We start from the raw sequence: 12,328 nt of genomic DNA on the forward strand, positions 1-12,328 counted from the left end.
AGCGGAGAATGTATATGTCGAAGATCACGCGCAGCGCCCTGTGGCTCGCTGCCTTCCTTGCCCTCTCCTGGAGCGGCCCGGCATCAGCCACCACCATCCAGCGCGTTGTCTCGCCCAAAGGCATCGAGGCATGGCTGGTTGAGGAACATTCGGTTCCGCTGATTGCCATGGATTTCGCCTTCCGCGGCGGCTCGACACAGGATCCGGAAGGCCGGCCGGGTGTGGGCAATATGATGGCCTCGCTTCTCGATGAGGGCGCGGGCAAACTTGATTCGGAAGCCTTCCAGCAGGCGATGCAGCGCCTTGTCGTGGAACTCGGATTTTCGGCCGGCGCCGAGACGCTTTCCGGCTCCATCCGCGCGCTCACCGCCAATCGTGAAGCCTCCTTTGATCTTCTGCGGGCGGCCTTGAGCGAGCCGCGCTTTGATCAAGGCGCGCTCGACCGGGTCCGTGCGTCGGTTCTGGCGCGCCTGCGGTCGAATGAAACCGAACCCAATGCCATCGCCGGCCGCCTGTTCAACCAGACGGTCTTTGCCGGGCACCCCTATGCGCGCCCCGGCCTGGGCACGCTGGAGAGTGTGCCAGCCATAACCGTTGATGACGTGCGCGGCTTTTATCGCAGGATTGTCGCCCGCGACACGCTCAAGATCGCGGTGGTGGGCGACATTGACGCTGCAACCCTGGCGCCGCTGCTCGACAAGGTTTTTTCCGCCCTCCCGGCGACATCCGACCGTCGGCCGATTGCTGAGGCGAAAATCAATGGCTTGGGCGAGCGCCGTGTCACTGACCTCGATACGCCGCAAACGATCATCCGCTTCGCTCTGCCCGGATTGAAGCGCAGCGATCCCGACTTCATCGCCGCCAGTGTGATGAACCATATTTTTGGCGGCGGCTCGTTTTCATCGCGTCTATGGGTCGAAATTCGCGAAAAGCGCGGGCTTGCCTATTCGGTCGGGACCCAGCTTCAACCCTTCGACAAGGCTGGCCTCCTCGTCGGCGCGACATCGGTAAGAAACGACAAGGCTGCACAATCCGTCGAGATCATGGAAAACGAGATCAGGCGCATGGCGGCTGAGGGGCCGACACAGGATGAACTCGACAAGGCGAAATCCTTCCTCATCGGCTCGTTCCTCCTGCGCTTTGATACGTCCGCCAAGATTGCCGGTCAGGTGCTGGCCCTCCAGCTCGACGACCTTGGCATTGACTATTTCGACAAGCGCAATGAGCTGATCCGCGCCGTGACGCTTGATGACGCCAGACGCGTCGCCAGGCGCCTTCTCGCCGCCGATCCGTTCTTTGTTCTGGTCGGGCGCCCGCAGGGGCTTGGCGAAAAAGGCGTGCGCTAGCGCGTGCTCTTGAAAAAGCGGAAACCGGTTTTTCGATAACGGTTGCACCAACAATAAGACAAGAGCGGATGGCCATTCCGCGCAAGCGCCATTTGCTCCAGGTTTTTCGCCGCTGGCACCTGTTGCCGGCTGGTGGGTCGGGGCATACTGCACCCCTCTCTTTGTGCGAATCGCCATGCCTGTCCGCCAGCTGCCTGAAACCCTGCAGAGCCGTATTGCTGCCGGCGAAGTCGTCGAGCGCCCGGCATCCGTCGTCAAGGAGCTGGTCGAGAACGCCATCGATGCGGGGGCGCGGTCGATCGAGATCGGCGTGCGCGATGGCGGGCGCACGCTGATTGCGGTGAGCGATGACGGCGCCGGCATGAACCGCGACGACCTCGTGCTCTGTGTTGATCGTCACGCCACCTCCAAACTTCCTGATGATGATCTCGTTGATATCCGCACGCTCGGCTTTCGCGGCGAGGCGCTGCCCTCGATCGGCTCGGTGGCGCGGCTTTCAATCACCACCCGCACAGCTGACGCCCCGCACGCCTTGGCGCTCGATGTGACAGGCGGTCGCAAGGGTGATCCTTATCCTGCGGCGCGCGGGCAGGGCACGACAATCGAGGTCCGCGATCTCTTTTTTGCTACCCCCGCGCGCTTGAAATTCCTGCGCTCCGAGCGCGCTGAATCAGCGGCCATCACCGATGTCGTTGAGCGGCTCGCGCTTGCGGCGCCCTCTGTTCGTTTCACCTTGCGCCTGGGCGAGCGGGCGGCACGCCGGATCGCCACGGCAGATGGCGATCAGGCGCTGCCCGCGCGGCTTGCCGCGATCCTTGGCGCCGATACGCTCGGCGATTGCCTCGCCGTCAGTGCCGGCAAGGAGGGGTTGTCGCTCACCGGCTTTATCGGGCGCCCCGCCGCCAACCGCGCGACGGCCCGCGACCAGTTTCTCTTTGTCAACGACCGTCCCGTGCGCGACAGATTGCTTCTGGGCGTCTTGCGGGCAGCGTATGGCGATGCGCTGCCGCGCGACCGCCACGCCGTCGCCGTTCTCTTTCTTGCGATTGATCCGCGTGATGTCGACGTCAATGTGCATCCAGCCAAGGCGGAAGTGCGCTTTCGCGATCCGGCCCATGTGCGGGCATTGCTGGTGTCAGCCCTGCGTCAGACGCTGCATGCGGCGATGCCGGCCATGACGGCAGGGCTGGCCGCCAGCCTCGATAGTTATGTGGCCCGGCCAGCGGGGTATCCATCCTTCGCAGGCGCGCGCACGGGCTCAAGCGCGGGCTTTGCCGAGGCTGCGCAGGCGGCCTTTGCCGGCTTTGCGCCAGTGGCAGCCCCCGCGCCGCTCGAGGATGCGCCGCTTCCCGCCTTCCCCCTTGGTGCTGCACGGGCACAGCTGCATCTTGCCTATATCCTGGCTGAGACCAGTGATGGCCTGGTGCTTGTTGATCAGCATGCGGCCCATGAGCGTCTTGTCTACGAGGCGATGAAGGAACGGATGTCGCATGCCGACGCGCTCGCCCGCCAGATCCTGCTCGTGCCCGAGATCGTTCACATGCCCGGGCGGCTTGCCGAGGCGCTCCTGCAGGCGAGCGGCGAGCTGGCGCGGCTTGGTCTGGTCATCGAGGGCTTTGGTGATGGCGCCATCATCGTGCGCGAAACGCCGTCGCTTCTCGGCGATGCAGACATCACCGGGCTGATCCGCGATCTGGCTGAAGAACTCAGCAACTGGGAAGAGGCGCGTGGGCTCGAGGCAAGGCTGTGGGCCATCGCCTCGCGCATGGCCTGCCACGGCTCGGTGCGCGCCGGGCGCCGCCTCAGGATCGAAGAAATGAACGCGCTGCTGCGCCAGATGGAGGAGACGCCCAACGCCTCCACCTGCAATCACGGCCGCCCGACTTATGTGAAGCTTGGCAAGGGCGATATTGAGCGGCTGTTCGCGCGTCGCTGATTCAGCGTTTCTCGGCAAAAAACGCCTTGAGCAGATCGCTCGCCTCACGCTCGCGCAATCCCCCATAGCATTCCGGCACATGGTGGCAGGACGGGTCCTCGAAATAGCGTACCCCGTTTTCAACCGCGCCCCCCTTCTCGTCGAAGGCCGAAAAATAGAGCCGGCGGATGCGCGCGAAAGAAAGCGCGCCCGCGCACATCGGGCAGGGCTCCAGCGTCACATAGAGATCATGGTCCGGCAATCTTGGGCTGGCCGCGAGCCGGCAGGCGGCGCGCAGGGCAAGAATTTCGGCGTGGGCGCTCGGGTCATTGTCAGCAATCGTCCGGTTGCCGGCGCGCGCCACGATCCTGCCGTCGGGCGCAACAACCACCGCGCCAACCGGCACTTCGCCGCGTGCTGCGGCCTGCCGCGCTTCGCTGAACGCCGCATCCCACGGGTTTTCTGTCTCGCTTGCCATGGCTTTCCCTGTTAAACGAGCCTCCCTGCCGTTCAGCGAGACACCCGTCCATGCCCGATTACCGCCCGCCGCGCAAAGACCGCCCCCTCCCGCGCCGCCAGCGCCTGCCGACCGAAAAAGGCGACAAATCCTTTCCCGGTAACCGGCTGGCGAAAGTGATTGCCCGCGCCGGGCTTGCCTCGCGTCGCGATGCCGAGGCGTTCATTACCTCTGGCCGGGTCAGCGTCAATGGTCGTATCGTCGATACGCCAGCCCTCAACGTACTGCCGAGCGATATCGTGCTGGTTGACGGCGTCGCCTTGCCCAACCCCGAGCGCACGCGGCTTTTCCTCTATCACAAGCCGCGCGGGCGGATCACGACCGAGCACGACCCGGAAGGGCGCCCGACCGTGTTTGACGATCTGCCGGCGCAATTGCCGCGCCTTCTGGCGGTAGGCCGTCTTGATTTCAATACCGAAGGACTTCTTCTGCTCACCAATGACGGCGGTTTGAAACGCCTCCTCGAACTGCCGGCGACCGGCTGGCTGCGTCGCTACCGGGTGCGCGCCTTTGGCCGTGCCGATGACCAGGCCCTTGCCGCGCTGGCCGACGGGTTGACGGTGGATGGCATCTCCTATGGTCCGGTGGAAGCCCAGATCGAGCGCGTGCAGGGCGATAATGTCTGGCTGATTCTTGGCCTGCGCGAAGGCAAGAACCGCGAGGTACGGATCATCCTTCAGCATCTGGGGCTCGAGGTGAACCGTCTGATACGCGTCTCCTATGGTCCCTTCCAGCTCGGCGAGATCGAGGCTGGCGATGTGATGGAAGTCCCGCGCCGCCGGCTGCGTGACCAGCTGGGACCCCGTCTTGCTGACGAGGCGGGCGTGGATTTCGACGGACCTGTTCACCAGCGCCAGCCTGCCCCGCGCCCTGAGCCGGTTGAGGCGCGCGAGCCCTATCGCAAACGCCCGGGTATCGCGCGGCCTGAGCGATCGGGTGAGCCGCCCGCCGGCGCTGGCCGTGCAACTGCCAAGGCCGAACGTTTTGCCGGCATGCAGGACCGGGCAGTCCATCAGCCGCGTCAGGTGAGAAAGCCTTCCCGCTATGACGGGCCGAAGGTCGAGCGTGACGCGGCGACGGGCACCTTGTCGGCAAAGCCCAAGACCATTGCTGATCGCAAGGGGCGGGCGGTACTGGTCGCGCGCAAATCCGCCGGCGCTGACGCGCACACTGACGGCGAGCGCAAGCCGCGCGTCAGCAAGCGCCCGTTCCGCGATGCGCCAGCACCCCGCCCGCAAGCGGCTGAACGGGGAGAGCGGCCGATGCGCTCCGAAGGCTTCCGCGATCGCCCGGCCCGCCCCGCACGCTCCGAAGGCTTCCGCGACCGCCCACCACGTCGCGACGGCGAGGAAGGTGGCCGGAAGGCACGCGCCTCTGGTGACCGCCCGGCCCGCCCCGCACGCTCCGAAGGTTTCCGCGACCGCCCGCCCCGCCGCGACGGCGAGGAAGGTGGCCGCAAGGCATTCGATAAGCCATGGCGGCCAGCACGAGCACCTGGCGAGGCTGCTAAGCCACGCGGGTTCGCTGGCGCCCGATCGCGGCCGCCCAAGGATGGCCCGGCTGCTGGGCGTTCACGCGATGGTGGCGGACCACGGCGTCCCGGCCCGGGCGGTGACAAGCCGCGCGGACCGCGTCCGCCGCGCCGTGGCGTCTGAGCGGCCATGCGTATCGTCGCCGGCAGCTTCCGGGGGCATGGCCTGCTGGGGCCAGGCGACCAATCGATCCGCCCGACCAGCGACCGTCTGCGCGAGACCCTGTTCAATATCCTCGCGCATACCTATGAGGATATCGTCAGCGGTGCCCGTGTGCTTGACCTTTTTGCCGGCACCGGCGCGCTGGGGCTTGAGGCGCTGTCGCGCGGCGCCAGGTTTGCGCTGTTCGTCGACGACGGCGCAGCCGCGCGCGCCATCATCCGCACCAATATCGAGGCGCTTGGTCTCACCGGTGTCACCAAGCTGTTTCGTCGTGACGCCACCAGGCTTGGGCCGGCAGCCCCTGCCCAACCCTATGATCTCGTCTTCTGCGACCCGCCCTACGGCAAAGGGCTTGGTGAAAAGGCAATCACCTCGGCGCTTGCCGGCGGGTGGATTGCTGAAAGAGGGATTGTCATCGTCGAGGAGCGCCGTGACACGCCCTTCGCGCTACCCGACGGCATGGCGTTCATCGAGAGCCGGATGGCCGGTGACAGCCAGCTTCTCTTCCTTCGCCCTCACATCCCCTCCAGCAGCGCATGAATAGCGCGTTTGGCCGCTTCGCGGATCGGCTCGGCGGCCCGCAGGATGGTCGGCGCCTTCAAGAAATCAAGGGCACCGAAGCTGCCGACATGGGGGGCAAGATGAACATCGGGCGGGGTCGAGGCGAATTTCGCCCGCATCAGCCTTTGTTCCATGATAGAGGCTGCCTGATAGAGTGCCTGATAGGCATTGGGAAGGCTGGTGGTGCGCACCAGATGCGGCTGGTCGCCCCCGCTGGCATCAACCGCGATCACCTTGTCGGCGCGGCGCGCCACCACGTCGACCGGCACCGGGTTGACGACGAAGCCGTCGATCAGCACCAGACCGTCGCGCTCGACCGGGCGCACGATGCCTGGAATGGCCAGCGACGCGGCAACCGCGCTGATCAGGGGCCCCGAGGATAGTTGCGCCTCGTCCCGTGCCAGCAGATTGGCGGCGACCGCAGTGAAAGGGATCGCCAGTTCGCTGAAATCAGCGGGCATGCCCACCGGCCAGAAGCGCTCAAGCAGGCGCTCCCCGTCGACCATCACCGGATTGCCAAGCCCGCCGAAGAAATCAACAAAACGGCCAACCCGCGCTTCCAGCAGGTAGCTCGTCACCTGCCGGCGGTTACGGAAGATGCGCAACACATGGCTGCGCAGATCGCTGCCGCTGAAACCCGCAGCGTAGGCAGCCCCTAATATGGCACCCATCGACGTGCCAGCGATCGCCACCGGCCTCACGCCAAGATCATCAAAGGCTTCCAGAACGGGGATGATGCCAAACCCGCGCGCTCCCCCCGATCCCAATGCCAGACCGATGCCAGGCGGTGACGGATCGGGTAGGGCAGGCGCTGATTGGGCGGCGGGTTTTTTGCCGCGAAACAGCCGCGCCGCCAGATCGGGCAACGGTGCTGCCTTGAGACGGGGAGGGTTTGCCATCAGCGGGCACCGGCTTTTTGCGCATACCGCCAGCCGGCTTCGGCAAGCGGGCGAATTTGCCCGAACATCACCTCTGCCGTGCTGCTTGCCGCCGTACCATCACGCGCGCGCCCGGCAATACCCTGGAGAATGCAGGCAAGGCGGAAGAGATTATAGGCAAAATAGAAATCGAGATGAGGCAGGGGATCAAAACCGGTCCGCAAACCATAGGCGCTGGCATAAGCCTCCAGCTGCGGAATGCCGAGGCGCGCAAGATCAACGCCCGCGAGCGAGGCGATACCACCTCCGCCCGGCGCTGCTGGCAGGATCCATTGCATCAGATGATAGGTGAAGTCAGCCAGCGGGTCGCCGAGCGTTGCCAGCTCCCAGTCGATGACCGCCCGGATCAGCGGCTGATCGGCATCAAGGATAAGATTATCGAGCCGGAAATCGCCATGCACGAGCCGCGCCGGGCGCGATGGCGGCAAAGCACCGGGCAACCAGGCGGCAAGCTTCGCCATCTGGGAAATATCGTCCGTGCGCGAGGCCTCATATTGCCGGGTCCATCGGTTGATCTGGCGCAGGACATAATTGTCCGCCTTGCCGAAATCGCCAAGCCCGAGTGCCTCAGGCTTGAAGCTGTGAAGACGCGCCAGCGTGGCGTTCATGGCATCGAACACAAGACCACGTTCCTCATTGCCGGCCCCTGGCATCGTCGGCTCCCAGACGATGCGGCCTGCAACATGGGCCATGATATAGAAGATGGTGCCGATGATGCTGTCGTCCAGGCAGAGTGCCAGCGGTTTTGCCACCGGGAACCCCTGCTGGTCGAGGGCTGACATGACGCGGAATTCACGGTCGACCGCATGCGCTGACGCCAGCAAGGTGCCTGGCGGCTTGCGGCGCAGGACATAGGCGCGGGCGGGCGTCGTGAGAAGAAAAGTCGGGTTCGACTGCCCGCCCTTGAACTGGGCGATCTCCAGGGGGCCGGAGAAATGGTGGACATGGCGCACCATCCACGCCGTCAACCGCGCGCCATCGACGGCAACGGCGCCTGCCGGTGCCCGTGTTCCGGAAAAGTCACGCTGGCGGTCGAAGCTCGCTTCTGCCATGGCGGCGGTTGGTCCTCCTGAGACTTGATAAGTCCCTCAGTCTTGGTTGATCGCCCGGTGGCCGATATCGCGGCGACAAAAGCCATCCTTGAAATCGATGAGATCGACTGCTGCATAGGCAAGGGCGCGCGCCTCAGGCAGAGTGGGGGCGGTGGACGTTACATTCAAGACCCGGCCACCGCTTGCCACGAGATGGCCGGCGCTGATTGCCGTGCCGGCGTGGAAGATTTCAACCCCGTCCAGGGCCGCGGCCTGTTCGAGGTTGCGGATGATCCCGCCCTTTTGTGGCGCGTCAGGATAGCCTTTGGCCGCCAGCACGACCGTCATCGCCGCACCTTTGTGCCAGCGCGCGCTCATACTCGCCAGCGTGCCGCTTGCCGCGGCGTGAAGGAGCAGGAGGAGATCGTCCTTCAGCAAACGCATCAGCACTTCGGTTTCAGGGTCGCCAAACCGGCAATTGAATTCGATGAGCTTTGGCCCGTCCCCCGTCAGCATCAGGCCTGCAAACAGCACACCGCGAAACGGCATGCCGCGTGCCGCCATCGCCGCGATGGCAGGGCGGATGATTGTCTCAAGCGCCGCTGCTTCAAGATCCGGCGTGAAGACGGGAGCAGGCGCGTAAGCCCCCATGCCGCCCGTATTGGGGCCGGTATCGCCATCGCCCACGCGCTTGTGATCCTGCGCCGAGCCGAAGGGCAGAATGGACTTGCCATCGCTCAGCACGAAAAACGAGACTTCCTCACCCTCCATGAAGTCCTCGATGACGACCTCGCCACCAGCTGCGCCGAACGTGCCGGCGAAGCAGGCGCTGATCGCCGCCGCGGCTTCGTCATATGACGTGGCGACCGTCACGCCCTTGCCGGCCGCGAGCCCGTCGGCCTTGACGACGATGGGCATGGCGCAATTGCGCAGATAGGCAAGCGCTGCGGACTTGTCGCTGAAGCGACCATAGGCAGCGGTCGGGATGCCAGCCTCGCGGCAGAGATCCTTGGTAAAGCCTTTCGAGCCCTCAAGCTGGGCCGCCGCCCTGCCGGGTCCAAACGCCAGGACGCCGGCCGCCTGCAACTCGTCGACGAGGCCGGCAACCAGCGGCGCCTCGGGGCCGACCACTACCAGGTCGATCATCTTGTCCCGGCACAGCGCGATCAGCCCGGCATGATCGTCGATGGCGACATCCACGCAGATCGCCAATTGGGCAATGCCGGGATTGCCGGGCGCGGCGTAAAGCCTTGTCAGGCTGGGGCTGGCGCAAAGCGCCCAGGCAAGCGCGTGTTCACGACCGCCCGAACCGATCAGAAGTACGTTCATAGGTCATTCCTGCCGTATTGAAGGCGGTTGTTCCATAGCAAAATGACAGCAAAGGGCCAGCCACGCTAAAAAAATGAAAAATACCAGCTATGCGCTTGCCGGACGGGCGCGGGCATGAAAACACTCACGTCATGAGCGAAACCACCTCGAATATCCGTGAATATTCGGTCAGCGAATTGTCGACGGCGTTGAAGCGCACCGTCGAGGACCAGTTCGGCTTTGTCCGCCTGCGTGGCGAGATTTCCGGTTATCGCGGCCCCCACAGTTCCGGCCATGTCTATTTCAGTTTGAAGGACGACAGCGCCCGCATCGAGGCGGTGATCTGGAAAGGTGTCTTCGGGCGCTTGAAATTCCGCCCCGAGGAAGGGCTCGAAGTGATCGCCTCGGGCAAGCTCACGACGTTCCCGTCCTCGTCGAAATATCAGATTGTCATCGATCAGATGGAGCCAGCCGGCGTCGGCGCGCTGATGGCGATGCTGGACGAGCGGCGCAAGCGCCTGGCAGCCGAAGGCTTGTTTGATGCAGCGCGCAAACAGCTCCTGCCGCCTTTTCCCAAGGTCATCGGTATCGTCACCTCACCGACAGGTGCGGTCATCCGCGACATTCTCCATCGCCTGTCGGATCGCTTTCCGCTTGAGGTGATCGTCTGGCCGGTGAGGGTTCAGGGCGAGAGCAGCGCGGCGGAGATTGCAGCGGCAATCGCCGGCTTCAACGCCCTCGGCAGGGATGGCACGATCCCCCGCCCCGACATCCTGATCGTGGCGCGTGGCGGCGGGAGCCTTGAGGATCTGTGGTCGTTCAACGAGGAAATTGTCGTGCGCGCCGCCGCTGCAAGCGACATCCCGCTGATCTCCGCTGTAGGCCACGAGACCGACACGACATTGATTGACTTTGCAGCCGACATCCGTGCGCCGACACCGACGGCGGCCGCCGAACTGGCCGTCAGGGTGCGTGCCGAAGTGATGAACGGCCTGACCGAGACTGGCCTCAGACTGGCGCGTGCCATCGCCCGCCAGCTCGAGAACAGCCAGACCCGGCTTGCCGCGTGCGCGCGTGCCCTGCCACGTCCAGACATGCTGCTCGCGGTGCCGCGCCAGCGCCTCGACAGCGCTGCCGCGCGGTTGCCGTTGGCGCTTGAAGGCGGGTTGAGGGCGCATCGCCTGGCGTTCGCACGCATCGCCGCCATTCTCCAGCCGGGCGAACTCTTGCTGCGCCTGCACCGGTTGGGCGAGCGTCTGCGCTCATCCACCTTGCGTCTTGAGACGTCTCTCGCCCGTCACGTCGAGCGCAGCGGTGCGGGCGTGCGCGCGGCGTGCGCGAGATTGCGTGTCGACCTGCTGATCCAGCCGCTGCGCCAGCGCGCCGATCAGCTGGGCGCTTTGGGCCAACGCCTGCATGGTGGATTTTCCAACGTGACGGGGCGCCGCGTTGAGCGGCTGCGGGCGCTGGCAAGCCTTTTGTCCTCACTTGGCTATCGCGGCGTTCTGGCGCGCGGCTTTGCGCTTGTGCGCGCCGCCGACGGTACGCCCTTACGGACGGCCGCCGCAGCCGGTGGCCATGACGATCTGTCCATCGAGTTCGCCGATGGAAGCGTGAACGTCCATCGCCCGGCAGCTGGTCCCGCGCCGCCCCGGCCAAAGCGCAGTGGAAGTGAAGCGCTGCTGCCTGGTCAAAACGACCTTTTCGGCGTGAAGCAAGGGTGATGACAACGCAAGGCGACCCTGCCCCGGAACCGACCGGTGGTGTGAGCCGCGTGCGGAGCTTGTGCGGGCTGGCGCTCACCCAGATGATCGGCTGGGGAACCACCTTCTACCCGATCGCCATCATCGGCCGCGCGGTTGAACATGATCTTGGTGCCTCGCGTGAGCTCGTCTATGCCGGCCTGACTGTGATGCTGACGGTCAGTGCGCTGATCGCACCGCGTATCGGTCGCCGGCTTGATCGCGAAGGTGCCCGCTTCATCATGATGGCCGGTTCGCTGCTGTCGGGCGCCGGCCTTGCCGTGGTGGCCCTGGCGCCCGATCTGGTTACCTATCTTCTGGGATGGGTGCTTCTGGGACTGATGATGCCGATGGCGCTGACCCTGTCAGCCTTCACCGCCATCACCCAGGTGATGGGGGCGGGGACGCGGCGGGCCATCACCCTCATGACCTTCTTTACCGGGCTTGCCTCGACTATCTTCTGGCCACTCATGCAGGTGCTCCTGCCCGTGCTTGGCTGGCGGCTGATGCTGCTTGTTTTCGCGGCTGTCCAATTCCTGATCTGCCTGCCCATTCATTGGTGGGTGTTGCCCTCGCCCGCTGCTCATCGCCATCGGCTGACGATGACGAACAGCCTGGCGGAACAGCCTGGCATTCTCGGCCCGGCAAAGCGTGTCCCCGCGCTCATTCTGGCTGCGACCGCGACATCGCTTCATGGCATTGTCGGTTGGGGCCTGGCGCTTCATTTCATCGAAATGTTCAAATCACTCGGCCTTGCCGAAACCGTCGCGGTGACGATCGCCTCGCTCAACGGCATCATGCAGGTCTCGGCGCGCCTGGCGGATTTTGTCAGCGGCAGCCGGCACTCGCCGCTCGTCATCGGTGTGATCGCCGTCATCCTTCAGCCCCTCGCCTTCATTGCCATCCTGGCGATCGGCGCCACGCCTGTGACGGCGTTTCTCTTTATTCTGGGCTATGGAATTTCAGCCGGGTTGATGACGATCGTGCGCGTCACCTTGCCGCTGCATCTCTTTGGCCGCGCCGTTTACGGGACCTATGCCGGCCGCCTCACTTTGCCGCAGAATATCGTCTTTGGCATCGCTCCTGTTGTGTTTGCAGCCATACTCGATCAGGGAGGGCCTGTCTTTGCCTTGTGGACAGCCCTTGCAACATCGCTTGGCGGTGTGATCGCCATGCTGGTGCTGTCACATTATACGCGGGCACCCTCTTTGGGGCAGTCATAGGCTCAAGGGGTGCCAGGCCGGTCCTTGCAACGCTCAGTCGGACACCTTGTCGA

10 protein-coding genes are annotated in these 12,328 nt (G+C 64.8%); 6 read left to right on the forward strand and 4 right to left on the reverse strand.

Features of this window, described 5'->3' with window-relative positions:
* The first annotated feature begins 14 nt into the window (after positions 1 to 14).
* The gene (locus ACINK1_RS04760) at positions 15 to 1,346 is read left to right on the forward strand and encodes a M16 family metallopeptidase (protein WP_376802236.1); all 1,332 of its coding nucleotides are present in this window, start codon (positions 15 to 17) and stop codon (positions 1,344 to 1,346) included.
* Positions 1,347 to 1,521: 175 nt separating this feature from the next.
* Positions 1,522 to 3,282, forward strand: a complete 1,761-nt coding sequence (mutL, locus tag ACINK1_RS04765) for a DNA mismatch repair endonuclease MutL (protein ID WP_376802237.1) — start codon at positions 1,522 to 1,524, stop codon at positions 3,280 to 3,282.
* Between the two features lies 1 nt (position 3,283).
* Here mutL and ACINK1_RS04770 read toward each other — a convergent pair whose 3' ends face one another.
* A complete protein-coding gene (locus tag ACINK1_RS04770; RefSeq protein ID WP_376802238.1) occupies positions 3,284 to 3,739 on the reverse strand; it encodes a nucleoside deaminase in 456 nt (151 codons plus the stop codon).
* A gap of 50 nt (positions 3,740 to 3,789) precedes the next feature.
* Between ACINK1_RS04770 and ACINK1_RS04775 the strand changes: the two genes are divergently transcribed.
* Positions 3,790 to 5,433, forward strand: coding sequence for a pseudouridine synthase (locus ACINK1_RS04775; RefSeq protein ID WP_376802239.1), 1,644 nt, complete (start codon positions 3,790 to 3,792; stop codon positions 5,431 to 5,433).
* 6 nt (positions 5,434 to 5,439) lie between these two features.
* Positions 5,440 to 6,012: a 16S rRNA (guanine(966)-N(2))-methyltransferase RsmD gene (gene rsmD / locus ACINK1_RS04780; protein WP_376802240.1), complete on the forward strand. Its 573-nt coding sequence runs from the start codon at positions 5,440 to 5,442 to the stop codon at positions 6,010 to 6,012.
* Here rsmD and ACINK1_RS04785 read toward each other — a convergent pair.
* From ACINK1_RS04785 to purD, 3 genes are read right to left on the reverse strand one after another with little or no spacing between them, the layout of a single operon-like run.
* Positions 5,988 to 6,932: a patatin-like phospholipase family protein gene (locus tag ACINK1_RS04785; protein ID WP_376802241.1), complete on the reverse strand. Its 945-nt coding sequence runs from the start codon at positions 6,930 to 6,932 to the stop codon at positions 5,988 to 5,990. The two genes, rsmD and ACINK1_RS04785, sit on opposite strands and share 25 nt — an antisense overlap.
* Entirely contained in the window at positions 6,932 to 8,023 is a 1,092-nt protein-coding gene (locus ACINK1_RS04790; RefSeq protein WP_376802242.1) for a phosphotransferase family protein, read from the reverse strand. Before ACINK1_RS04790 ends, ACINK1_RS04785 begins: the two co-directional genes overlap by 1 nt.
* 36 nt (positions 8,024 to 8,059) lie before the next feature.
* Positions 8,060 to 9,331: a phosphoribosylamine--glycine ligase gene (purD, locus tag ACINK1_RS04795; RefSeq protein ID WP_376802243.1), complete on the reverse strand. Its 1,272-nt coding sequence runs from the start codon at positions 9,329 to 9,331 to the stop codon at positions 8,060 to 8,062.
* A gap of 131 nt (positions 9,332 to 9,462) precedes the next feature.
* Between purD and xseA the strand changes: the two genes are divergently transcribed.
* Positions 9,463 to 11,034, forward strand: a complete 1,572-nt coding sequence (gene xseA, locus ACINK1_RS04800) for an exodeoxyribonuclease VII large subunit (RefSeq protein WP_376802244.1) — start codon at positions 9,463 to 9,465, stop codon at positions 11,032 to 11,034.
* Complete coding sequence (locus ACINK1_RS04805) at positions 11,034 to 12,275, forward strand: MFS transporter (protein ID WP_376802245.1); 1,242 nt, start codon at positions 11,034 to 11,036, stop codon at positions 12,273 to 12,275. The genes xseA and ACINK1_RS04805 overlap by 1 nt, the downstream gene beginning before the upstream one ends.
* Positions 12,276 to 12,328: the final 53 nt, after the last annotated feature.

It is taken from the genome of Raskinella chloraquaticus (SeqCode), from assembly GCF_021731865.1.
Taxonomy (GTDB): Bacteria; Pseudomonadota; Alphaproteobacteria; order Rhizobiales; family UBA4765; genus Raskinella; species Raskinella chloraquaticus.

Coding starts and splice junctions, on each gene's coding strand:
- purD (WP_376802243.1), bottom strand. CDS start 9,331: ATGAACGTACTTCTGATCGGTTCGGGCGGTCGTGAACACGCGCTTGCC.
- ACINK1_RS04790 (WP_376802242.1), bottom strand. CDS start 8,023: ATGGCAGAAGCGAGCTTCGACCGCCAGCGTGACTTTTCCGGAACACGG.
- ACINK1_RS04760 (WP_376802236.1), top strand. CDS start 15: ATGTCGAAGATCACGCGCAGCGCCCTGTGGCTCGCTGCCTTCCTTGCC.
- ACINK1_RS04775 (WP_376802239.1), top strand. CDS start 3,790: ATGCCCGATTACCGCCCGCCGCGCAAAGACCGCCCCCTCCCGCGCCGC.
- ACINK1_RS04805 (WP_376802245.1), top strand. CDS start 11,034: ATGACAACGCAAGGCGACCCTGCCCCGGAACCGACCGGTGGTGTGAGC.
- ACINK1_RS04785 (WP_376802241.1), bottom strand. CDS start 6,932: ATGGCAAACCCTCCCCGTCTCAAGGCAGCACCGTTGCCCGATCTGGCG.
- ACINK1_RS04770 (WP_376802238.1), bottom strand. CDS start 3,739: ATGGCAAGCGAGACAGAAAACCCGTGGGATGCGGCGTTCAGCGAAGCG.
- rsmD (WP_376802240.1), top strand. CDS start 5,440: ATGCGTATCGTCGCCGGCAGCTTCCGGGGGCATGGCCTGCTGGGGCCA.
- xseA (WP_376802244.1), top strand. CDS start 9,463: ATGAGCGAAACCACCTCGAATATCCGTGAATATTCGGTCAGCGAATTG.
- mutL (WP_376802237.1), top strand. CDS start 1,522: ATGCCTGTCCGCCAGCTGCCTGAAACCCTGCAGAGCCGTATTGCTGCC.